At 67.2% G+C, this 20,654-nt stretch carries 22 protein-coding genes; 12 read left to right on the top strand and 10 right to left on the bottom strand.

Annotated elements, in window-relative coordinates; genetic code table 11:
- Positions 1 to 144: 144 nt before the first annotated feature.
- The gene (locus tag ACQP0C_RS08270) at positions 145 to 1,089 is read left to right on the top strand and encodes a hydroxymethylglutaryl-CoA lyase (RefSeq protein ID WP_433734477.1); all 945 of its coding nucleotides are present in this window, start codon (positions 145 to 147) and stop codon (positions 1,087 to 1,089) included.
- 182 nt (positions 1,090 to 1,271) lie between these two features.
- On the opposite strand, the gene ACQP0C_RS08265 is transcribed toward ACQP0C_RS08270, so the two are convergent.
- Both ACQP0C_RS08265 and ACQP0C_RS08260 read right to left on the bottom strand, forming a co-directional pair.
- Positions 1,272 to 2,123, bottom strand: coding sequence for a GNAT family N-acetyltransferase (locus tag ACQP0C_RS08265; RefSeq protein ID WP_433732138.1), 852 nt, complete (start codon positions 2,121 to 2,123; stop codon positions 1,272 to 1,274).
- A 76-nt stretch (positions 2,124 to 2,199) separates the two neighbouring features.
- Positions 2,200 to 2,550 carry a hypothetical protein gene (locus ACQP0C_RS08260; protein ID WP_433732136.1) on the bottom strand — a complete coding sequence of 117 codons (351 nt, stop codon included), beginning with the start codon at positions 2,548 to 2,550 and terminating at the stop codon, positions 2,200 to 2,202.
- 227 nt (positions 2,551 to 2,777) lie between these two features.
- Here ACQP0C_RS08260 and ACQP0C_RS08255 point away from each other — a divergent pair, with 227 nt between their 5' ends.
- The gene (locus ACQP0C_RS08255; RefSeq protein ID WP_433732134.1) at positions 2,778 to 3,242 is read left to right on the top strand and encodes a hypothetical protein; all 465 of its coding nucleotides are present in this window, start codon (positions 2,778 to 2,780) and stop codon (positions 3,240 to 3,242) included.
- Positions 3,243 to 3,296: 54 nt separating this feature from the next.
- On the opposite strand, the gene ACQP0C_RS08250 is transcribed toward ACQP0C_RS08255, so the two are convergent.
- Positions 3,297 to 4,424 (bottom strand): acyl-CoA dehydrogenase family protein, encoded by a 1,128-nt coding sequence (locus tag ACQP0C_RS08250; RefSeq protein ID WP_433732132.1) that lies wholly within the window; start codon positions 4,422 to 4,424, stop codon positions 3,297 to 3,299.
- 9 nt (positions 4,425 to 4,433) lie between these two features.
- Positions 4,434 to 5,603, bottom strand: a complete 1,170-nt coding sequence (locus ACQP0C_RS08245) for an acyl-CoA dehydrogenase family protein (RefSeq protein ID WP_433732130.1) — start codon at positions 5,601 to 5,603, stop codon at positions 4,434 to 4,436.
- Between the two features lie 226 nt (positions 5,604 to 5,829).
- Here ACQP0C_RS08245 and ACQP0C_RS08240 point away from each other — a divergent pair, with 226 nt between their 5' ends.
- Positions 5,830 to 6,630, top strand: a complete 801-nt coding sequence (locus ACQP0C_RS08240; RefSeq protein WP_433732127.1) for a hypothetical protein — start codon at positions 5,830 to 5,832, stop codon at positions 6,628 to 6,630.
- A gap of 375 nt (positions 6,631 to 7,005) precedes the next feature.
- On the opposite strand, the gene ACQP0C_RS08235 is transcribed toward ACQP0C_RS08240, so the two are convergent.
- Complete coding sequence (locus tag ACQP0C_RS08235; protein ID WP_433732125.1) at positions 7,006 to 8,244, bottom strand: epoxide hydrolase family protein; 1,239 nt, start codon at positions 8,242 to 8,244, stop codon at positions 7,006 to 7,008.
- A gap of 89 nt (positions 8,245 to 8,333) precedes the next feature.
- Between ACQP0C_RS08235 and ACQP0C_RS08230 the strand changes: the two genes are divergently transcribed.
- On the top strand, positions 8,334 to 9,293 hold the full coding sequence (locus ACQP0C_RS08230) for a helix-turn-helix transcriptional regulator (protein WP_433732123.1): 960 nt from the start codon (positions 8,334 to 8,336) through the stop codon (positions 9,291 to 9,293).
- Between the two features lie 23 nt (positions 9,294 to 9,316).
- Positions 9,317 to 9,688 (top strand): MmcQ/YjbR family DNA-binding protein, encoded by a 372-nt coding sequence (locus ACQP0C_RS08225; RefSeq protein ID WP_433732121.1) that lies wholly within the window; start codon positions 9,317 to 9,319, stop codon positions 9,686 to 9,688.
- On the opposite strand, the gene ACQP0C_RS08220 is transcribed toward ACQP0C_RS08225, so the two are convergent.
- Together ACQP0C_RS08220 and ACQP0C_RS08215 are read right to left on the bottom strand one after the other, a co-directional pair.
- On the bottom strand, positions 9,689 to 9,934 hold the full coding sequence (locus tag ACQP0C_RS08220; protein ID WP_433732119.1) for a hypothetical protein: 246 nt from the start codon (positions 9,932 to 9,934) through the stop codon (positions 9,689 to 9,691).
- Positions 9,931 to 11,352: an MFS transporter gene (locus tag ACQP0C_RS08215; RefSeq protein WP_433732117.1), complete on the bottom strand. Its 1,422-nt coding sequence runs from the start codon at positions 11,350 to 11,352 to the stop codon at positions 9,931 to 9,933. Before ACQP0C_RS08215 ends, ACQP0C_RS08220 begins: the two co-directional genes overlap by 4 nt.
- A 54-nt stretch (positions 11,353 to 11,406) precedes the next feature.
- Between ACQP0C_RS08215 and ACQP0C_RS08210 the strand changes: the two genes are divergently transcribed.
- Positions 11,407 to 11,895: a winged helix-turn-helix transcriptional regulator gene (locus tag ACQP0C_RS08210; RefSeq protein ID WP_433732115.1), complete on the top strand. Its 489-nt coding sequence runs from the start codon at positions 11,407 to 11,409 to the stop codon at positions 11,893 to 11,895.
- A 9-nt stretch (positions 11,896 to 11,904) separates the two neighbouring features.
- Here the strand turns inward: ACQP0C_RS08210 and ACQP0C_RS08205 are convergent, their stop codons facing one another.
- Positions 11,905 to 12,786 (bottom strand): SMP-30/gluconolactonase/LRE family protein, encoded by an 882-nt coding sequence (locus ACQP0C_RS08205; protein ID WP_433732113.1) that lies wholly within the window; start codon positions 12,784 to 12,786, stop codon positions 11,905 to 11,907.
- Positions 12,787 to 12,964: 178 nt separating this feature from the next.
- On the opposite strand from ACQP0C_RS08205, the gene ACQP0C_RS08200 reads away from it, so the two are divergent.
- The 5 genes from ACQP0C_RS08200 (at position 12,965) to ACQP0C_RS08180 (ending at position 16,977) form a co-directional block, all read left to right on the top strand.
- On the top strand, positions 12,965 to 13,690 hold the full coding sequence (locus tag ACQP0C_RS08200) for an alpha/beta hydrolase (RefSeq protein ID WP_433732111.1): 726 nt from the start codon (positions 12,965 to 12,967) through the stop codon (positions 13,688 to 13,690).
- Between the two features lie 47 nt (positions 13,691 to 13,737).
- Positions 13,738 to 14,115, top strand: a complete 378-nt coding sequence (locus ACQP0C_RS08195; RefSeq protein ID WP_433732109.1) for a hypothetical protein — start codon at positions 13,738 to 13,740, stop codon at positions 14,113 to 14,115.
- A complete protein-coding gene (locus ACQP0C_RS08190; protein WP_433732107.1) occupies positions 14,108 to 15,397 on the top strand; it encodes a PPE domain-containing protein in 1,290 nt (429 codons plus the stop codon). The genes ACQP0C_RS08195 and ACQP0C_RS08190 overlap by 8 nt, the downstream gene beginning before the upstream one ends.
- On the top strand, positions 15,379 to 16,266 hold the full coding sequence (locus ACQP0C_RS08185; RefSeq protein ID WP_433732105.1) for an ESX secretion-associated protein EspG: 888 nt from the start codon (positions 15,379 to 15,381) through the stop codon (positions 16,264 to 16,266). Before ACQP0C_RS08190 ends, ACQP0C_RS08185 begins: the two co-directional genes overlap by 19 nt.
- 180 nt (positions 16,267 to 16,446) lie before the next feature.
- A complete protein-coding gene (locus ACQP0C_RS08180; RefSeq protein WP_433732103.1) occupies positions 16,447 to 16,977 on the top strand; it encodes a gamma carbonic anhydrase family protein in 531 nt (176 codons plus the stop codon).
- A 23-nt stretch (positions 16,978 to 17,000) separates the two neighbouring features.
- Here ACQP0C_RS08180 and ACQP0C_RS08175 read toward each other — a convergent pair whose 3' ends face one another.
- Together ACQP0C_RS08175 and ACQP0C_RS08170 are read right to left on the bottom strand one after the other, a co-directional pair.
- Complete coding sequence (locus ACQP0C_RS08175; protein WP_433732101.1) at positions 17,001 to 17,624, bottom strand: phosphoribosyltransferase; 624 nt, start codon at positions 17,622 to 17,624, stop codon at positions 17,001 to 17,003.
- Between the two features lie 212 nt (positions 17,625 to 17,836).
- Positions 17,837 to 18,691, bottom strand: a complete 855-nt coding sequence (locus tag ACQP0C_RS08170) for a carbon-nitrogen hydrolase family protein (RefSeq protein WP_433732099.1) — start codon at positions 18,689 to 18,691, stop codon at positions 17,837 to 17,839.
- Positions 18,692 to 18,753: 62 nt separating this feature from the next.
- Between ACQP0C_RS08170 and ACQP0C_RS08165 the strand changes: the two genes are divergently transcribed.
- Positions 18,754 to 20,547, top strand: coding sequence for a DEAD/DEAH box helicase (locus tag ACQP0C_RS08165; RefSeq protein ID WP_433732097.1), 1,794 nt, complete (start codon positions 18,754 to 18,756; stop codon positions 20,545 to 20,547).
- The last annotated feature ends 107 nt before the right edge of the window (positions 20,548 to 20,654 follow it).

Below are 20,654 nucleotides of genomic sequence, written 5' to 3'. Positions count from 1 at the left end.
GCGCCCGACGATCCACCCCACCCCGGCCAGCAACGAAAAGCCGTGCGGTGGTGTCATGTGCGTCCCGCCCCATGTGCGTCAGGCGCCGCCGGTTCGGGATGCGCAGGAGGAAGAGTAATGAGCGCCGCAACGCGTAGTGATTCGATGAGGGGCGATGCTCGCACGACGGGCGGGCCCGACTCCATCCTGCGCGATGTGACGCTGCGCGACGGATTGCAGCTGACCGGAAAGGTGCTGCCGGTCGAGCGCAAGGTGGAGATCGTGCGCCGCCTGCTCGCCCTCGGCGTGCCCGCGTTGGAGATCGGCTCGATGGCCCGCGCCGATCTGGTGCCGCCGATGGCCAACACCATGGAGCTCATTGCCGCACTGACTCCGGAAGAGCTGCAGCGCTGTTGGGTCTGGGTGGCGACACCGCGCCATATCGAGAAGGCCGCCGCCGCGGGCGTGCGCAACTTCCAATACTGCTTCTCCGCCTCGGATGCGCACAATAAGGCCAATATCGGCCGCAGCACCGAGGACAGCGTCGCCGCCATGCCGGACGCGGTCCGCTTGGCCGAGGCGGCGGGCGGCGACATCCAACTCTGCCTCGCCACCAGCTTCACCTGCCCGTTCGACGGGCCCGTCGACCCAAAGCGCGTCCTGGCCATCGCCAACGACCCGCGCACCGACGGCGCTACCGATATCGTCATCGCCGACACCCTCGGCCAAGCCCACCCGAGCCAGGTATCGGCACTGATCTCGGCCGTACGCGACCGAACTCCGCACCGCCGCATCGTCTTCCACGGTCACGACACCTGGGGCATGGGCGTCGCGAACACCCTCGCCGCCCTGCAGGCCGGTGCCACCATGGTCGACGGCTCCCTCGGCGGCCTCGGCGGTTGCCCCTTCGCCCCCGGCGCCAGCGGCAACACCTCCACCGAGGACATCCTCTTCGCCACCCGCCCCACCTGGTTCACCCCACCCGTCCTGGCCGAACTGGTCACCCTCACCGAAGCCCTACTCACCGAACTGGCCGAACCCAACCGCTCCCGCACCGCCGAAGGCGCCCGCTCCAAAGCCCCCGCCTTCGAATGGGTCATCGCCCGGTAGCCGGTGCGCCGCACACGCAGTGCGAATGTCGCACAAGCTATAGACAAGCTATAGACCCTGCGAGGTCCCCAATGCTTGTGCGGCACCAAGTGGCGATCAGTCCTGGCAAAGGGAGTTCAGGATTGGGAGCGGTGGACGGTGGGCCAAGAGGGGTGGCCGGAGCCGATGGCGCGCGTGCCGATTTACCGCTCGGTGGGGGTCGGGGTGAACTGGTAGTGCCGGAAATCGCGGACGGGCTCGAAACCGATGGCTCGGTAGATCTTGTTCGAGGTGGGGTTGGCGAGATCGGCGAACAGGCAGACGTTCAGGCCCTGCCAGCGCAGGGTGCGGGCCACATGGGCGGTGAGGATGCTGGCGTAGCCGTGTCCGCGCTCTTCGGGCGGGGTATAGACCGGGCCGATCCGGGACCACCCGAACACCGGAATCTGGTGCGCGGCAAGGGAGACTGGACGGCCGTCGCGTTCCCACAGCCACCAGCGTCCGGTCGCGATCCGGTTCCGGACGGCGATGGCGTTCAGGGTCGGCGGCGGCATGCCGGATTCCATCCGCATGGCCTCGGTCCAGCCGACACACAGCGCCACATCGGATTCGGTTGCGCGCCGCGGTGATCCAGCGGTCTCGGGCCAGCTCAGTTCCGCGAGCCGGTAGAGGCGGGTGGAATACGCCTCGACGAAATCCACGCCGTGTCGGTGCCCCCAGCGCTCGGCGAATTGGGCGGCATCGTCGATCGCACCCTCGACCCCGCCCACATCCTGGGCGACCTCGGCCATCGCATCGGCAACGGCCGCAACACTTCCCGCGGGCAGCTCACCGAGATACACCCCGCGTCCGGCCGCGCGCATGGCGGCGCCGATCACCGTCGCGTCGTCATCGTGCACGGACAGGAACCGCGACCGTTCGGCATCGGCCTGCATGCCGGTGAGGTGATTGGCGATGGCCGTGGTGATCACCGTGTGCCGCAGCGGATCACGCAGCAGGAAGGCCTCGGTGGCCGCCCGGTACCGCGCGGCATCGGCGGTGATCTCGATCCTCATACCGAGCCACGCTAGGGCCCGAAAGCCCTGCGCGCTCGCAATTTTGCCCCGCCAGCGCGCCGCGGCGACGCCCGTTTCAGCCGGTTCGACTCGCTCCGTCGGCGCGCAGCTTGAGCAGGACCAATCCGGCGGTGCACGCGAGAATCAGTCCGGCGACGGTGATTTCGACATGTAGTCCGGCGATGCCGAGTACTGCTCCGACGATGCCGCCGATGAAAATCAGCCAGGCCGCTATTCGCGACAGGAGCGCGGACAACGTGCGTTCTGGCGGGTTCGACACGACTTGCTGCGAGTTTTCCGTGGCCGCCGATTCGTCGGCCGCGCCGGAGGCTCGCAACGGAGTTGTCGAGTAAGCTCCCATCATCAACTCCTCGATGACGCCGATCAGAGTGTTGCCCTCGCGCAAATTGCACCGCGCGTCTCTCATCTAGGTACTGGCGTCTCACGCGTAACTTTGATCACACACGCTACGGCCACGAGACGTGGTTCGACTACGACACGTGCCCACGACACGCCGAAGAGATCAATTCGATATCTGAATTAACGATGTTTAATATGCGCTGGCGCCACATGCGCCCAGCGTCTTCTCGTCTGGCCGAGGCGACCGGCCTCGATTATTGTTGAGCCCCACTCGAACTACGAGGAGTGTCACCGATGGAGAGCAGCAGGGCCAAGATCGCAGGTCCGGCGATCGCCGTGGGCGCGGTCTCTCTCGGGCTCGTACTTATCGGCGCCTGCGGGCTCGGTAAGCACGATACCTACGTCGCACCCCCACCGATCAAATCCGCGAACGACGCGGCCCCGGTCGTGCGCGCCGGTACCACCTCGGCGGTGCCGAAGGTGTACATCCCGCCGTCGCCGAGCTGGCAGATCGCGCCGCCCGGACCGCCGCGCAAGCCGGTCGGATTCACCGATCCCTCGACCTCGCCCGAGTTGACGCCTCGGTCGTCGCAGACCTTTTCCGCGCCAACCGGTTCGCCGCCGATCGCCACAACCGAATTCGAGTCGGCGCCGACCACCACCCAGCGTCCGGCCGTCGTCGAGCCGGCCGAAGAGCCGCCGACCACGACGCGTCGCCCGGCGACCGCCCCGGGTTTGTACGGCGACTCCGACGGATAAGCGAAACGGCGGCGCATGCAACCGCATACGCCGCCGTCCCGGAGTTACCGCGTTCTACAGCTCCGGCAGGTCGTAATCGCCGACCCTGGCGCTGAGCACGCGCAGATGCTCGAGCCCACCGCCGAGCGTGCGCTCGATCGCGGTGAGGCGGGCGACGTAGTGGCTGACCGGATACTCCGCGGTGACACCGATACCGCCGTGCATCTGGATCGCCTCCTGGCCGATGTGCCGAGCCGAGCGCCCCACCTGGAGCCGCGCCCGCGAGGCGACCACTGGATCGTTGGCACCGTCGGCGAGTGCGGCGTTGGCGTAGAGGCTCATGCTGCGCGCCAGTTCCAGCGAGACGTACATATTCGCCGCCCGCTGGGTCAGCGTCTGGAACTTCGACAGCGTGACGCCGAACTGCTTGCGTGTCTTCAGGTAGTCCGTCGTCAGCCGCAGCGCCTCCTCCATCGCACCGATGGACTCCGCACAGAGCGCGGCCTGCGCATGGCCGATGGCCACCTGCACCGCCTCGGCGGCGTCGATAGTGTCACCGAGCAATTCGCCTGGAGCCTTGTCGAATTCGATCTGCGCACCGCGCTGACCGTCGACCGTCCGATACGACTTGCGCTGCACACCGGCGGCATCGGGACCGACCAGGAACAGCCCGGTGCCGCCACTGGGCAGCACCGCGCTGACCACCAGTTCATCGGCGCTGTCACCGTGCGGAACCGGATTCTTCAGACCTGTCAGCACCCACGAATCCCCCTGCTGCACAGCAGTGGTCGTGAGTTCGGTGGACGGCCAGCGGATACCGGGTTCGGCATGCGCGAACGCCAGCAGCTTGGTGCCGCCGGTGACCTCGGGCAAGATCCGCTGCCGCTGTTCGGCACTGCCGACCCGCGCGACCAGACCGCCCGGCACCAGCACCGCGTCCACCAGCGGCTCCGGCGCGAGCCGACGCCCGATCTCCTCGAGTACGACCATCGTCTCCACCGGACCGGCGTCGACGCCGCCGTCCTCCTCGGAGAAGCTCAGGCCGAGCACGCCGAGTTCGGCCAGCTGGTTCCAGACATCGCGGCTCCAGCCGAGGTCGGTGTCGGTGACCTTCAGGCGGGTCTCGGGATCGTAGTTGCGGGCGAGCAGGTCGCGAACGGTGTCGCGCAACATGACCTGTTCATCGGTGAGTTCGAAATCCATGGCTGCGCCTCACAATCCGAGGATCGTGGAGGCGATGATGGTGCGCTGCACCTCGCTGGAGCCTCCGTAGATGGTGGTCTTGCGGTAGTTCAGGTAGCTGGGGCCGCTGCGCTGCGCCCAACCGGGCGAGGCGATGTCGGCGGCATCGACCGGGAGGGCGTCCGGGCCAGCGATATCGAGTAGCAGCTCGGTGGCGGCCTGCTGGAGTTCGGAACCGCGCAGCTTGAGCACCGACGAGGCCGGATTCGGCTTACCGTCCGAGGAATTGGAGACCACGCGCAGCTGGGTGAGTTCCAGTGCGAGCAGTTCATTCTCCAGTTCCGCGAACCGGGCGGCGAACAGCGGATCCTCGAGCAGCGTGCCAGCCCCCGACTTGGTCTGGCGCGCGTACTCCTTGGCGACACCGAGTTTGACCTTGGTGCGGCCGACACCGGTGATGCCGGTGCGCTCATTGCCGAGCAGGAACTTGGCGTAGGTCCAGCCCTGGTTCTCCTCGCCGACCAGCTGATCGGCGGGCACCCGCACATTCTCGAAGAAGACCTCGTTGACCTCGTAACCGCCGTCGATGAGCTTGATCGGGCGGATCGTGACACCGGGAGACTTCACGTCGAAGAGCAGGAAGGAGATGCCCGCCTGCTTCTTCGCGTTCGAATCGGTGCGGACCAGGCAGAAGATCCAGTCCGCGTACTGACCGAGCGTGGTCCAGATCTTCTGGCCGTTGACGATGTAGGAGTCGCCGTCACGCACCGCGGTGGTGCGCAGCGAGGCCAGATCGGATCCGGCGTCGGGTTCGGAGAAGCCCTGGCACCACCAGATATCCAGGGCGGCCGTCGGCGGCAGGAAGCGTTCCTTGATCTCCTGCGAGCCGAAGTGCGCGATCACCGGGCCGACCATCTGGGCATTGAACGTCAGCGGCTCGGGCACCGAGGCCAGCTGCATCTCGTCCTGCCAGATATGACGCTGAATCGGCGTCCAGTCCTTACCGCCCCACTCGACCGGCCAGTTCGGCACGGCCAGACCGTGGTCGTTGAGGATTTTGTGCGCGGTGACGATGTCCTCGCGAGACAGCTCCTTGCCGTATTTGACGCGGTCACGGATGTCGGCGGGAATCTCGGTCCGGTAGAAGTTCCGCAGTTCGTCGCGGAAGCTCACCTCGTCGGGCGTCAGACTTAGTTTCATACACATCTCCCGGTGTGTCTCGTACTTCCGCGTCAAACCTACCCCCCGGTAATCTCTCACTGTCGAGTGGGTCACAAAGGTAGGTCGCGCAGGTACCACCACGTGTCGCGATCAGGCCAACGGCCAGCCGCGGGGATCGCGACTCCTTGGGCGGCGGTAGCGGCGAACTGGTACGTTGCTGCACGTGGGTCGGGGCTATCCCCGTGTTCGGTATCGAGGAGAACGAGTGAACGGCAGATCCATCGCACGTGCCGCCGCGGCAGTGACATCTCTCGGCGTCGGTGCGGTAGTGGCCCTCACCGGCACGGCGGTCGCCGAGCCCTCCCCCATCGACACCGGACTCGAACAGCTCACCACCGCCGCCGGACCCGATCCGGCCGCGCAGGCGGGTGTCGGCGCGCTCAACCAGTTCACCAAGCTGGTGGATATCTCCGAATTGCGCAATGTCTCGGCCGCTTTCACCCCGTTCGCCTATGCCGCGCCGACCTTCGGCTGCGGCAGCGTCGGCCCCGTCACCACGATCATCGCGGCCGCCTCCACCGACGGCGCCACCCCCAACGGCGCGGTCGACCCGCTGCCGGGCACCCTGCGGTTCAGCGCCACACCCGCGCATTCGGGCTCGCCGCTGGCTTCGGGCCTCGTCGTGGCCTGGCTGAACGTCAATACCGGCGCGAGCGGACTCAGCCCCCTCGACGACCGGACCGACTACGGCCCCACCCTGTCCAAGACCGTGGCCAGCGGCCCCGGCACGGTCATCGCCTCGATGTGGGGCATCATCGACTACCCGTTCGCGCACTGCGTGATGACACCAACGGTCGGGATGTTCTACGTGCCGGACCGTCCGGTGGTAGCGCCGCCGCCCCCGGCCCCCGATGCCGCGACACCGGCCCCCGCTCCGGCCCCTGCCGCAGCGGATAAGCCGCAGGCGCTCCCCACCCCCGACAGCGCCCAGCCACCCGTCGCCCCCGCCGCCCCAAACCAGGCGGGCCCAATAGCGCGCACCGAGATCGCACACCAGAACAACTGACCGCCCGCCCCACCCCCCACAGACCATCTGATCAGTCGAGAATGCGCTGGTGCAGGGGAGTTCTCGGCGTTTGCCTGCATGAGCGCATGGTGATCATTTATCCAGGTGGCTGGTGGCACACCGTCGCTCCGCGGTTGTGGATGGATAGGTTCGGCTCAGCCCGACTGGATGCCCAACCCGACTGGACGCCCAACCCGACTGGACGCCCAACCCGACTGGACGCCCAACCCGACTGGACGCCCAACCCGACTGGACGCCCAACCCGACTGGACGGCCAGCCTGACTAGACGCCCAGCCTGACTGGACGCCCAGCCTGACTCGATGCCCAACCCGACTGAGCGCTCAGCTCAACTGGGCGCCCAGTTCGGACAGTTCTCAGCGGACCTTGTCGAAGAACGCGCGAACATCGGCCACGTGCATATCCGGCAGTTCCATTGGCACGAAATGGTTTCCGGTGTTGCCCTCGGGCCAGTGCGCAATGATGTTGTCGCGCTCGGCGAGTCGCCGCATTAGTGCCGAGCCGCCCGCGTAGACGCCGGTCGGCACCAGCTTCTGCCCGGTGGGCCAGACGAATCCGCCGGCGCCGAGGCCGTCGTACATCGGCCAGGACGAGGTGCCAGCGGTATTGGTGAACCAGTACAGGCTGATATTGGTCAGCAGGTGGTCGCGGTCCATGACATCTTCGGCCAGTTCGGCCAGCGGTGTGAATTCGTTGAACTTCTGCATCAGCCAGGCGAGCAGGCCGACCGGGGAGTCGGTCCAGGCGTGCGCGAAAGTCTGTGGTGCGGCGCGCAATAGCGTGTGGTGGTTCACGCCGCCGCTCATCCAACCCTGCATCTGATCCCATTCGGCGCGTTCGTCCGGCGTCATGGTCGGCACATCGGCCTCGGTCGGCATGCCGATGCCGCCGTCGATATGCACACCGACCACGCGATCCGGTGCGACGAGAGCCATTTCGGGTGAAATATAAGCCCCGAGGTCACCGCCTTGGACGCCATAGCTGGTGTAGCCGAGCCGGTCCATCAGCTCGACCCACATCTCGGCCACTCGGCGCACGGTCATCCCGGTATCCACCGGCCCTTCGGAGAAGGCGAAACCGGGAACCGACGGGACGACGACATGGAATGCCTGCGCCGGATCCAGCCCGTATGCGCGCGGATTCGTCAGCGGGCCAATGGTTTTGGTGAATTCGACAAACGAATTGGGCCAGCCGTGGGTCAGGATCAGCGCCGGCGCATCCGGCTCGGGCGAACGCACATGCAGGAAATGCACATCCAGGCTGTCGATTTCGGTGATGAACTGCGGGAACTCGTTCAACGCCGCTTCCTGTGCGCGCCAGTCGTACCCGGTGCGCCAGTACTCGGCCAGCTCCTTCAGGTACGCGACGGGAACACCACGCTCCCAGCCCTGCCCCGGCAGCTGTGCCGACCAGCGGATGCGCGCCAGCCGATCGATCAGATCGTCGACATCGGCCTGCGGAATGTCGATGCGAAAGGGGCGAATGGCCTGCCCACTCGTCACCTGATCGCGGATCGAATCGCTGGGCGCTGCTGCGTGCCCATCCGTTGCCCGACCGCCGCCCCGCACGGAATCGCTGAGCGATGCTGCATTCATCTGTGTCTCCTTGCTGATCTCGGTACAACGAACACATTAAGAGGCATCTAGGACCATTCATGTCCTAGTTCTCTAGAATCCTGAAAATCATGAACGACACCCCCGCCCGCCTGCTGCGTCTGCTGTCACTGCTGCAGACACCACGTGAATGGCCGGGCAGCGAACTCGCCGACCGCCTCGGCGTCACCGACCGGACCGTGCGCCGCGATATCGAGCGCCTGCGCGAACTCGGCTATCCGGTCGCGGCGACAATGGGCGCGACCGGCGGCTATCGACTGGTGGCCGGTGCCGCGATGCCCCCGCTGCTGGTCGACGACGAGGAGGCGGTCGCCATCGCGGTCGGACTGCGCGCCGCCGCCGGATCGGCCATTGCGGGCATCGAGGAGGCGTCGGTCCGTGCACTCGGCAAGCTGGAACAGGTGCTGCCCGCGAAATTGCGCCGCCGGGTGCGGGTGCTCGGCACCGCGCTGGTGCCGCCCACCGATGATGGCCCCACCGTCGATCCGGAGGTACTGACGACGCTGGCCGCGGCCGTAACCAATAGGGAGCGTGTGCGTTTCGGATATCGAGGCGAATCCGGCGCGGAAACCCGTCGTCATATCGAACCACTCGGCCTCGTGCCATTCCGGCGCCGCTGGTACCTCGTCGGCCACGATATGGACCGCGACGACTGGCGTATCTTCCGGGTCGACCGGATCGAACGGCCCCAGCCCACCGGCGCCCGCTGCGCCCCGCGATCGCTGCCCGCCGCGGATCCGGCCGCCTATGTCGCTGGCCGCCGAACCAATTGGGGCACACCGTCGTTCCGCGTCCGCGTCACCATCCAGGCACCGGTAAGCCGGATCGTGGGCCGCCTCGGCGATTCGCCCGGCGATATCGCCGCCATCGATGACGATTCCTGTCTGCTGGACGTCACTCGCGACGACGATCCGACCTGGCTGGCGTACCGGCTCATCGATCTCGGCGCGGATTTCCAGGTGCACGAACCGCCCGTGCTGGCCGACCGGTTGCGCATGATCGCGCGCCGCATCACCAACGCCCTCACCTAGCCCGATCACCCATGGTCGCGGTGTTGCACGATAGAGGTCCGATTTCCGAACCGGAGGCCCGAATCGTGCTCGACGCTGACGACGTGCGCCGCATCGCGTTGTCCTTACCCAAAACCGTGGAGAAGGAACGCTGGCACCATCCGACCTTCGATGTGGCAGGCAAGATGTTCGTCACCCTCCCCGACGATCAGACCTCGTTCGCGGTCCGCTGCCCCAAACACGACCGCACCGAACTCATCGCCGCCGAACCGCACAAATTCTGGGTCCCGCCGCACGAGGCCTCGTCCTCATGGGTCCGGGCCCGGCTGTCCGCACTCGAAGACAGCAACGAATTGCGCGATATCCTGCTGGATTCGTGGCGGCAGGCCGCGCCCGCCGACCTCATCGAGGAGTGATCACACCCGAGGGTCGGCTGGGACGTAATGCCAGAGTTCCCCAGGGATTTCCGGTGTGCGGACGCGGAAGTCCTCCGGGGTGCGCAGAGCCAGATCGGATAGGGCGCGGTTGACCGCCACGTGCAACTCCAGGGCGAGTCGGCGGCGGCCGGAAGGTGCCAGCGCTTGCAGGGCGCGGACCGTAGCGCGGATGGCCGACAGCAGGGATTCCGTTGCGGTGGTGAGAATTTCGGTGTGCTTGCTCATGGTGTCACCGGTTCGATCGGGGCGGTTGGGTGCACGACGGCAACAGGAAGGTCGACGTTCGCGCGGACCGGGCGCAGCGCCAGCGCCACCAGACCGGCAGCGAGAGCGGCCGCGATACCGAGAAGGAAGGCCCGGTCGGAAGCGTCCAGAGCGGCGGACAACGTGGTCGGGGTGCCGATAATGGCGATCAGCAGCGCGGTGCCCAATACCGCGCCGAACTGACGGAAGGCGGCCCCGACCGCACTCGCCGATCCGTAGCGGTCCGCCGGAACATCTGTGACCGAGGCCGCGCCGAGCGCCGGGAAGGCCAGTCCGATACCGATGCCGACCAGGGACTGTCCGGGGAGCCAAGTGGCGAGGAAGTCGGGTTCGGCGCCACCACTGCGCAGTACGAGCAGGCCGATGGCGTACACGATGGTGCCGGGGACGATCACCATGCGATGGCCGAAGCGGTCGGCGATGCGGCCAGCGGGAATGGCGACCACCGTGGTCAGCAGCGGTCCGGGCAGCACGGCCAAACCGGCCTTCAGGATGCTGTATTGCCATACGCCGGTGAGGAAAAGGATATTGCCGAGGATCATCGAGAAGAAGGCGAGGGCGAACAGCAGGGTGCCGAGATTGCCGATGGCGAAGCTCGGGATGCGCATCAGGGCGGGCTCGACCACCGGCTGCGGATGCACCAGGCAGCGGCGCACCAGCCAGGCGATGAGCACGGCGGCCGCAAGGAAACTGGCGATGGTGTCGAGGCTGCGCCAGCCCCAACTGCCGCCCTGAATGATCGCCAGTGCGAGCAGTCCGAGTCCGGCCGCGGATAGTGCCGCGCCGAGCAGATCGGGCAGTCCCGTCGCGTCGTCCTCCTTGGTTTCACGGAGTCCGGCCCGGCCCACCGCGATGATCAGCAGCCCGACCGGAATATTGATCAGGAAGATCCAGCGCCAGTCCGCGATCTCGATGAGGAATCCGCCCAGCGGCGGTCCGGTTCCAGCGGCCAGCGCCGCGGCCGCGCCCCAGATGCCGACCGCCGCGGCGCGCCGCTCATTCGGGAATTCGGGCAGCAATAGGGCGAGCGAGACCGGCGCGATAATGGCCGCGGCCACCCCCTGCAACGAGCGTGCGCCGACGAGCAGCTGCCAGTTCGGCGCTGCCGCGCAGGCGATCGAGGTGAGCACGAAAAGGCCGGTGCCCCACAGCAGCAGACGCTTGTGACCGAGCCGGTCGGCGAGTCCACCGGCCGGGACCAGCAGTGCGGCCATGGCGATGAAGTACGCGTCGAGTACCCAGCTCAGCTGCGCACGGGAGGCCTGCGGGAAGGACGCCGCGATATCCGGAAAGCTCACATTGACGATCGAGGTGTCCAGGAAGGCGAGGAACGCGCTCCCACAGATGGCCAGCAGCGCCAATGTGCGTCGTTGCAACATGCAACTAGAACCTAGGCGACGTAGTTGCGAATTGCAACGGCTATCGTGGAATCAATGAAACACGACGATCTGCTGGCGAGTAACTGCGCGATCGAGCGCTCCGGCGCCGTACTCGGCGAGCGCTGGGTGATCGCGATCCTGCGCGCCGCCTACTTCCGCGCCCGCACCTTCGAGGACTATCAGCGCAAGACCGGTATCGCGCGCAATATCCTGACCGAGCGGCTCAACCGACTAGTCGACTACGGCATCCTGGAGCGCCGCGAATACGCCTCCGGCCCGTCGCGCACACTGCACGAATACCGCCTGACCCCGGCCGGTTTCGACCTGTATCCGGTCATCGCGGCGATCCTGGCGTGGGGCGAGAAGCACACCGGCCTGATCAACGGCGCACCCACCGAATTGGTGCATCAGACCTGCGGCAAGGTCACCCACGCCAAGGTGGTCTGCGAATGCTGTGGCGAGCAGTTGCGCCCGCATGACGTCGAGGTGCGGCCGGGGCCGGGCGCGCAGCATCCCGCGCCGCCGTGGTCCCCGGTCGGATGAACCGTTCGGTCAGTGCGACAGCCGAATCCGAAGGATCGCGCCGCCCTCGGTACCGGCCAAGAGTTCGTCGGGATGGCCCGGCACGGCGACCACCGATGTCAGTGGCTGACCGGTCAGCACCGCGCATGCGGTGTTCGTGCTCGGATCGATTCGAACCAGCTGACCGGTCAATGTGGTCACATAGAGCACGCCCGCATCATCGATGAGGAAATCGTCGGCGAAGTCCGGGATCCCGGGCGATACGGCCACATCGGCGATCACCGTCACGGCGCCGGGATCATCGATCGGGAAGCGCACGATGCGGCCGAGCGGATTGCCGTTCATGCTGAGATAGATCGAATGATCTCGCACCACAATGCCATTGGCGCCGGTGAACTTCGCCCGCGCCGTCCAGTCCGCGTCGACGACGCCATCCGGACCGATCCGGATCACACCGACACTGGAGGCGACGTAGAGATTGCCCTTCGCATCGAAGGCGGCACCGTTGGGCATGGTGAACCCGGAGGCGAATACCGCCGGTCGGGGATCGTTGGGATCGAAACGCACCACACCACCGGGACGCAAAACGCTCGTCGGCGAGTCGCCGTAGACGACATAGAGCAGTCCGTCCGGCCCGAGCCGGACCGCGCCGGGAAATTCGACCGGCACCGTCGCGGTCAACCGCCCGGCACCGTCGTAGCGCTGCACCTCATTGCGATACAGCCGCGACACCCACAGATTGCCCTGCGCGTCGTATCCCACGTTCTCCGACCAGTCGAGTATCGGCAGACCGGCGGGCACCGCGGTGGCCGCCTGGGCGGGCGAGCACGCGGCCACCGCAACCGGCTCTGCCGCCGCACTGGGCGCACGGAAACCGGGCACACCGATACCCGCGCAGCTCAAAGTGAGCAAGGCGGCAACCGGCCATACCCGAGCACCTGCACGATGGAGCTTTTTCAACGCGAACCTCGACTCTGCTGCCCGACCCGTTGACTTGCCCGGGAGTCTAGTCACCTTTGCCACTTATGCGGTGCATGCGAGTTATGGCCCGAACTCGACTGGATCGCAGAAGGTTTGGCAGTATCCACGGATGCCCTTCTTCGACGGCGCGCGCGGCCGCATGCACTATCGTCGGTGGCCGGTCGAAAACAGAGCCGCGGTGGTGGTGTTATTGCCTGGAATGGGGCAGCACAGCGGCCACTACCACCGCTTCGCCCGGACACCGACGTCGGTCGGCATCGAAGTGTGGGCGCTGGACACCTCGGGACACGGATTGAGCGAGGGTGATCCGGACAATCCTGGCACGCTGGTGGAATTGGTGGCCGACGCGCTGCGGCTGATCGAACTGGTCCGCGCCGAACTCCCGGACACTGCCCTGATGCTGATGGGCCACTCGCTCGGCGCGGTCACCACCCTCGGCATGCTCGGCGCGGCGGTGCCGAATCGCGCCGGTGCGGCCGACGATCTGAGCGGGCTGGAGGCGAAGTATCCGCTCCGGCCGAGCCTGCCGCCGAGCGAGTTCGCCGGGCTGGTCTTATGCGGCGTGCCCGAGCGCGCGCTCGGCGGCGGTGCGCCCGGCGCACCCGGCACACCGTTGCCGACCACCCTGCCGATCCTCGCCGTGCACGGCATCGAGGACCGGCGGGCTCCGATCGATGCGATGAGGGTCTGGACTCGACGCCACGATTGGGTAAGTTTGCGGGAGTACGCCGACGCCGGGCACGACCTGTTGCACGAGCCGGTGCACGCGCGGGTCGCTGCCGACATCGCGGACTGGATGCAGGGTGTCGTCGTGGGGTTGGCACGACATCGGTGAGTTGATCACGGCTGCGCGGGCAGCACGACGAGGAAGGGGGCGGCGAGATGTCGGATGTGACTGCGCTGAATCAGGCGATCGACGATGGCCAGCTCTGGATCGATGGCGTACTGGTCGGCGAGGGCGCACACGAACAGTGCGCCGCGCGCTACGAACAGCTCGCCGATGAGGTCGACGCCCAGATAGCCGTATTGAGCGGGGCCGCTTCATTACCTGGCTTCGGCGGATTCGATTCGGGTGCGGCACTGCGCAGCGGCTTCGAGAACAAGGCCGAGGGCGCGATGACCCGGTTGCGCGAATATGCCAATGCCGCAAGGGCACTCGCACAGACCTTCCGCGCGGCCGGAGCGGCCTACACCCGGGCCGATGAGGATCTCGCATCGGCGGTCGGTCAGGTCGAGGTGGCGGGAGCGGCGCATGCGTAAGATGCCGCACACCGGTGAGAAGACCCCCATCAAATACGTCGACCCCGACTACACCCGGACCGTCGAGATCTTCGACAACCTGTCCCATCGGCAGATCCACGATGGTGTGCAACTGATGAATCCGGTCGTGCTCGCGGGCGGACAGCAGGCGTGGCAGGGCAGTTCGACCGGCCTCGCCAGCGCGGTCGAGCAGGCGCATACCGAAATTCGGGCCGCGATCGCCGACGGCTGGCGCGGCGCCGCGGCGGACTCGGCCGCCGACGCGGTGCGCGAATTCGAAAGGCAGGGACAGCAACTCGCCGATGTGATGGCCGCCGTCGGTCAGCGGCTCGGCCAAGCCGGCGATGCCGCCGAGGCATTGCGCGGCGCCGTCGTCGCGCCGTCGGACACCACACCGGATCTCGCTGGCGCACTGCTGGATCCGACACGCGCCACCGATAACACCGCCGTCCAGAAGTCCGCCGATGGCACCCGCCAGGATGTGGTGCAGGCGATGGACACCATCTACACCAAGGTTTTCATCGCGACGGGATCCGGCATCCCCGCCTTCCCCGATGCGGTGACCGGCGATACGGCACCGACGCTCGACACCACGCCTGCCGCGCAGATTCCCGCGGCGACCAGCCTGGACATCGGAACGCAAACCTTTACCACCCCAACGGTTTCGGCGATCGCTCCGGTGACGACCGCACCGCACACCACTGTCGAACCCGCCGCGGCGACGACCCAACCCGCGACAACGCCGACCACCATTGCCCCCGCGGCCACCACCGACACCACGACCCTTGCCGCAGCCAAACCCGTTGTGCCGATGGCGGATTCCCCAGCCACGACTACCACCGCGGCCACTGCGCCGACGGCCGCACCCGCTCGAAGCGTTCGCCCCGGTACCGGCGCACCGGTGGTCGCCGCCGCGGCCGCACCGGTGATCGCCCCGACGGTCCCCGGCGCGGGCACCGTCGGCTCGGACGACGAACGCAAACGCGATGAGCGCAAACGCGATGCCAGTGGCGACGCGATCAACGGCGTCGGCGCGGGCGCGGTCGGCGGACTCATGGGCGGTGCCATGGTCGCGGGCGAGACCCCGCGCTCCGGCCTGAGCACCGGCGCGGCCGCCGCGCGCGCGGCACAGGCCCGCGACGAGGACGACTACGACGACGATTACCACTTCTTCGACGACGATCTGACCTTCCTGGAACCGGCCGACGACGGCGGTGAGCTGATCGGCGATATGGATCCGACGACACCACCGGTCGTCGGCGAATGGACCGAACTGGAGTGAACTGGACGCTGACCCCGGACCAGTTCGCCATGGCCTGGGCCCGCACCGACGGCGACCGCATCCCCTATCCCCTCGCCGTGCGCCTCTCGGCTCGCGACACCGCAGAACGCGACGCCCAACTGCCCGTCCTGAACCGTTGGTGCGAGCAAACTCTCGACGCGGATCTGGAAGGGGCGCTGCGCGTGCTGGCCCGACCCGCCGTGCGCATCGAGGTCTTCGGGCAGCGCGATGCCGCCGCGCAGGAACCGGGAAGTGCTGGTGACCGATCGGGCTCCGGGCACGACGAGGCGATCGAACAGACGGGTCTGCTCGGGCCGAGCGACCCGGTCACCGCCGCATCGGATATCGCCGCCGAGGCGCGCCCGGTGCGCGTACTCGGTGCGATCGCCGGGGACATCGCGGTGGTCGCGGCACAGCGCCCGGGCGCGAGCGCAGACCGGGGCGGCGATATCCGGCTGTTCGTCGATCGGGTGAAAAACCTGTCCGCACGGGTGATTTCGGTGCTGCCGGAGAATACACCCGGCACTATGGCACAGCTGACCGCACCGCTGGCCCGGGTCAATGAGGACAGCCGGGATCTGGTGACCGTACCGGTGGCCGGACCCGCGATGCCCACGCGAATTCGCAAGCTACTGCGGCAATCTCGCGACGGTATCGGCCAGATCGTGGTGTCGGTGCGACGGCCCGACGGCGAGCTGCGTCCGTTCGGGGTGCTGTGCTGGATCGATGTGGTCGGTGACGGCAGATACACGGTGCGCACCGGGGTCGACGTCGACATCATGGCGGTCACCGCACAACGGTTCACCACGGTGCTGCGTCCCATGGTCACCGCCGCCGAACGCACCCTGGCCTTCGCCGAGCGGTGGTGAAGACCTCAGCCGTACCGCACGGGTCACCCCGCACGGAGCGAGTCTTACCAGCGACGTTCGCGGCCCGTCTCGCGCCCGAGCGGCCGAATCGCATGCGCCGCAGGCACGAGTCTCGGCCGCTCGGACGCGAGACAGGGCCGCGAACACTCCGTGCCGGAGGCGCAGCATTTACACTGCCCCGTGCCACTTTACGAATTCGAAGGCAAACGGCCCCAGGTCGATCCGACGGCGTTCATCGCACCCACCGCGACCCTGATCGGTGACGTGCGCGTCGAGGCAGGCGCCTCCATCTGGTACGGCGCGGTGCTGCGCGCGGACCTGGCGCCCATCACCATTCGGGAACGCGCCAATGTCCAGGACAATGCGGTCCTGCACGTGCCGCCGGATGTGCCGATGGACATCGGTCCCGGCGCGACCATCGCCCACAGCGTCGTCTTCCATGGCGCGTCGGTCGGCGCGGAGGCCATTGTCGGCAATGGCACCACGGTCCTGGACCTGGCCGAAATCGGCGCGGGCACAATGATCGCCGCACATTCGCTGGTTCCGCCGCATGCCAAGATCCCGGCGGGCGTACTCGCCGCGGGCGCCCCAGCCGAGGTCAAGAAGTCCATCGAAGGCACTCAGGCCGAAGGCTGGGTCAAACTCAACCCCGGCTTCTATGCCGAACTGGCCCAACGCCACCGCAGCGGCATCACCGAAGTCCAGCCCTGACCTCGGGCATCGGGTTCGGCGGCTCAGACCAGTAGCTCGGTGACTTCGTCATCATCCAACTGATGGAAGTCGCGATAGGCCATCCCGACGCCGCCGAGCGAATGCGGAACCCACGGACAGACCACCTCATCCGCCTCGGCGGCCGCCCGGTGCAATGCCTCGGACGAGGACACCGGCACCGCGACCACGATCCGCAACGGCTGGTGCAGCTGAGCGACCCGGCAGGCGGCGACCACCGTCGCCCCGGTCGCCATGCCGTCGTCCACGATCACCGTGGTGCGACCCCCGATCGGGATCGGCTTGGCGTCACCGCGCCACACCTCACGGCGGCGCTCCAGTTCGACGCGTTCCACATCCTCGATCTCGGCGACCTGCTCGGGCGTTATCCCGGTGTGCGACAACACATCCTGATTGAGCACCCGGATACCTTCCTCGCCGATGGCGCCCATCGCCAGCTCCGGCTGCCATGGCACACCGAGCTTGCGGACCAGCATGATGTCGAGATCGCCCCCGATGACCTCACGTACCGCGGCCGCCACCGGAACCCCACCGCGGGGCAGTCCGAGCACCAGCGGCTGCGCCGCGTGCAGGTGGCCGAGTTCCAAACCCAGCGCGCGACCGGCAGCTGCCCGATCGGTGTAGATCATCCCGAAATCAACGCTACCGCATTGTGGCCTAGGTCACCGCAACTTATAACTTCGCAGGTTCTATCTCGCCGCCGGGCAGGCGGAGAGGCTGAACGCTTGTGGAGCTGATGTAAGACTCGGATCCGTCCCAGCGATCGGCTGTGCAGCAAGAACCCGCCGAGGGCCGCGCGAGCTGCCGGTAGGAGTGTCCGGATCCCAGTCGGGCATGGATGTCAATCCGGGACGCGCTCGGTGATCGAGAACCGACGCAAGGTCAAACTCGGATTAGATGTGCGCACCGCGTCCAAACGATCGAGGTCGATGGTCGCGGTGAGCACGCCGGGTTCGTCACCGAGTTCGGCGAGCACCACGCCGGTGGGATCGATGATCATCGAGGCGCCCGCGCCGCGCGGCGCGCATTGATCGGCGGCCGCGACGTACACGGTGTTCTCGATGGCGCGGGCGCGCAGCAGCGTCGTCCACTGATCCACCTTCGCCGGACCGGGAATCCACTGGGCGGGCAGCACCAGCACCTGTGCCCCCGCCGCCGCGACGCGACGGCAGCCTTCCGGAAAGCGAAGATCGAAACAGGTCTGCATGCCGAATGTCACAGCATCGACGGTGAAGGTGGCCGGGGTCTCGATCGGTCCCGCCTCGACGACATCGGATTCGAGATACCCGAACGCGTCGTACAGATGCACCTTCCGGTACTTCGCCACCAGCTTCGCATCGGGTCCCAAGGCGACAAGCGTATTGCGGATCCGCTTCGCCTCCGGCGCCACCTGTTCAACGATTCCGGCGACCAGAAACACCCCGAATTCGCGTGCGATTTCGCCGAGCCCGGTGACGAACGGCCCGGTCAGCGGTTCGGCGATGGCCACGACCCGCTCGTCGAGCCGGGCGACGGCAAACATCGAGTATTCGGGTGCGACGACCACCCGCGCACCGCGTTCGACGGCCGCGCGGACGTGCTCGCGCACGGCGGCGAGATTGGCGGGCGGATCGGTTCCCGCGGCGAATTGGACCACCGCCACAACCACCGGTGAGGGTGCCGGGTCGTGATGTGTGGGCACGGTTTCGGGTTGCATAGGTCTCACCGTATTGGCCCGGTGGCCGGGACGACCACCACCAGGCAGTAAACTCCTGGTCAATGAGTACCAATCAGGTCGACAGCGTTCCTGGCGACAACGACAGGGACGATGACGGCCCGACCTTCGCCGATCTCGGCATCGATGAGCGCGTCCTAGCGGCCATCGCCGATGTGGGCTATGAGTCGCCCTCGCCCATCCAGGCGGCGACGATTCCACCACTGCTCGACGGCGCCGATGTGGTCGGGCTGGCCCAGACCGGCACCGGCAAAACCGCGGCATTCGCCATCCCGATCCTGATGGGCATCGAGGCCACCGGCAAACTTCCGCGCGCCCTCGTGCTGGCCCCGACGCGCGAACTCGCGATCCAGGTCGCCGAGGCGTTCGGCCGCTACGCCACCCACATTCCCGGACTGCATGTGCTGCCGATCTACGGCGGCCAGGCCTATGGCGTCCAGCTCTCCGGTCTGCGCCGCGGCGCGCATGTCGTGGTCGGCACGCCGGGCCGGGTGATCGATCACCTGGAGAAGGGCACACTCGACCTGTCGCAGCTGCAGTATCTGGTGCTCGACGAGGCCGACGAGATGCTGAAGATGGGGTTCCAGGAGGATGTCGAGCGCATTCTCGCCGACACCCCGCGCGAGAAGCAGGTGGCGCTGTTCTCCGCGACCATGCCCTCGGCGATCCGCAGCATCTCCAAGAAGTACCTGCGCGAACCGGTCGAGATCACGGTCAAGTCGAAGACCTCGACCAACACCAACATCACCCAGCGCTGGGTGCAGGTCTCGCATCAGCGCAAACTCGACGCCCTGACCCGGATCCTCGAGGTCGAGTCGTTCGAGGCGATGATCATCTTCGTGCGCACCAAGCAGGCCACCGAGGAACTGGCCGAGAAGCTGCGCTCGCGGGGCTTCTCCGCGGCGGCGATCAACGGTGATATCGCGCAGAACCAGCGTGAGCGCACCATCGGTCAGCTGAAGTCCGGTGCGCTCGACATTCTGGTCGCCACCGATGTCGCGGCGCGCGGTCTCGATGTGGATCGCATCTCGCATGTGGTCAACTTCGACATCCCGCACGACACCGAGTCCTATGTGCACCGCATCGGCCGCACCGGCCGGGCCGGGCGCAGCGGTCAGGCGCTGCTGTTCGTGGCGCCGCGCGAGCGCCACCTGCTCAAGTCGATCGAGCGCGCCACCCGGCATCCGCTGACCGAAATGCAGCTGCCGAGCGTCGATGATGTGAACACCCAGCGCGTGGCCAAGTTCGGCGATTCCATTACCGAGAACCTCAGCTCGTCGAATCTGGCGCTGTTCCGCAAGCTCATCGAGGATTACGAGCGCGAGCACAACATTCCGCTGGTCGATATCGCGGCGGCGCTCGCGGTCAGCGGCTACGACGGCGACAACTTCTTCATGGAACCCGAGCCGGAGCCGATCGAACGCCCGCAGCGCGAACGGATGCCGCGCACGGATCGGCCCGCCCGCCGCTTCGACGGCGAGGATCGCGGTCCCTCGCATCACCGCGGCACCGGAGCCGAATTGGCGACCTACCGGATCAGCGTCGGCAAACGGCACCGCGTGGTGCCCGGCGCGATCGTCGGCGCCATCGCCAATGAGGGCGGACTGCGCCGCAGCGACTTCGGCCATATCAGCATCCGCCCGGACCACAGTCTCGTCGAGCTACCGGCGGACCTGTCCTCGGAAACCCTGGAAGCATTGCGGCGCACCAGGATCAGCGGCCAGCTGATCCAGCTGCAGCTCGATCAGGGCCCGCCCGGCGGGCGTCCGTTCCGTGCCGGACCGCGTCGCGATCGCGATGGCGGCAAGCGACCGGAACGACGTAAGCCGCGCTCCTGAACCGGACAGGGTGCACCGCCGGGCGTAGCGACTGCTTGCAGGTCGCGCGAAACGACCAGCCGTAGCGACCCGCCGACACCGAATTCAACGCGATGGTAGCGGCTAGC

Origin of the sequence: Nocardia sp. CA-129566 (genome assembly GCF_050956075.1) — a bacterium.
Classification (GTDB): Bacteria; Actinomycetota; Actinomycetes; order Mycobacteriales; family Mycobacteriaceae; genus Nocardia.
This window is presented reverse-complemented; position numbering and strand designations above follow the sequence as displayed.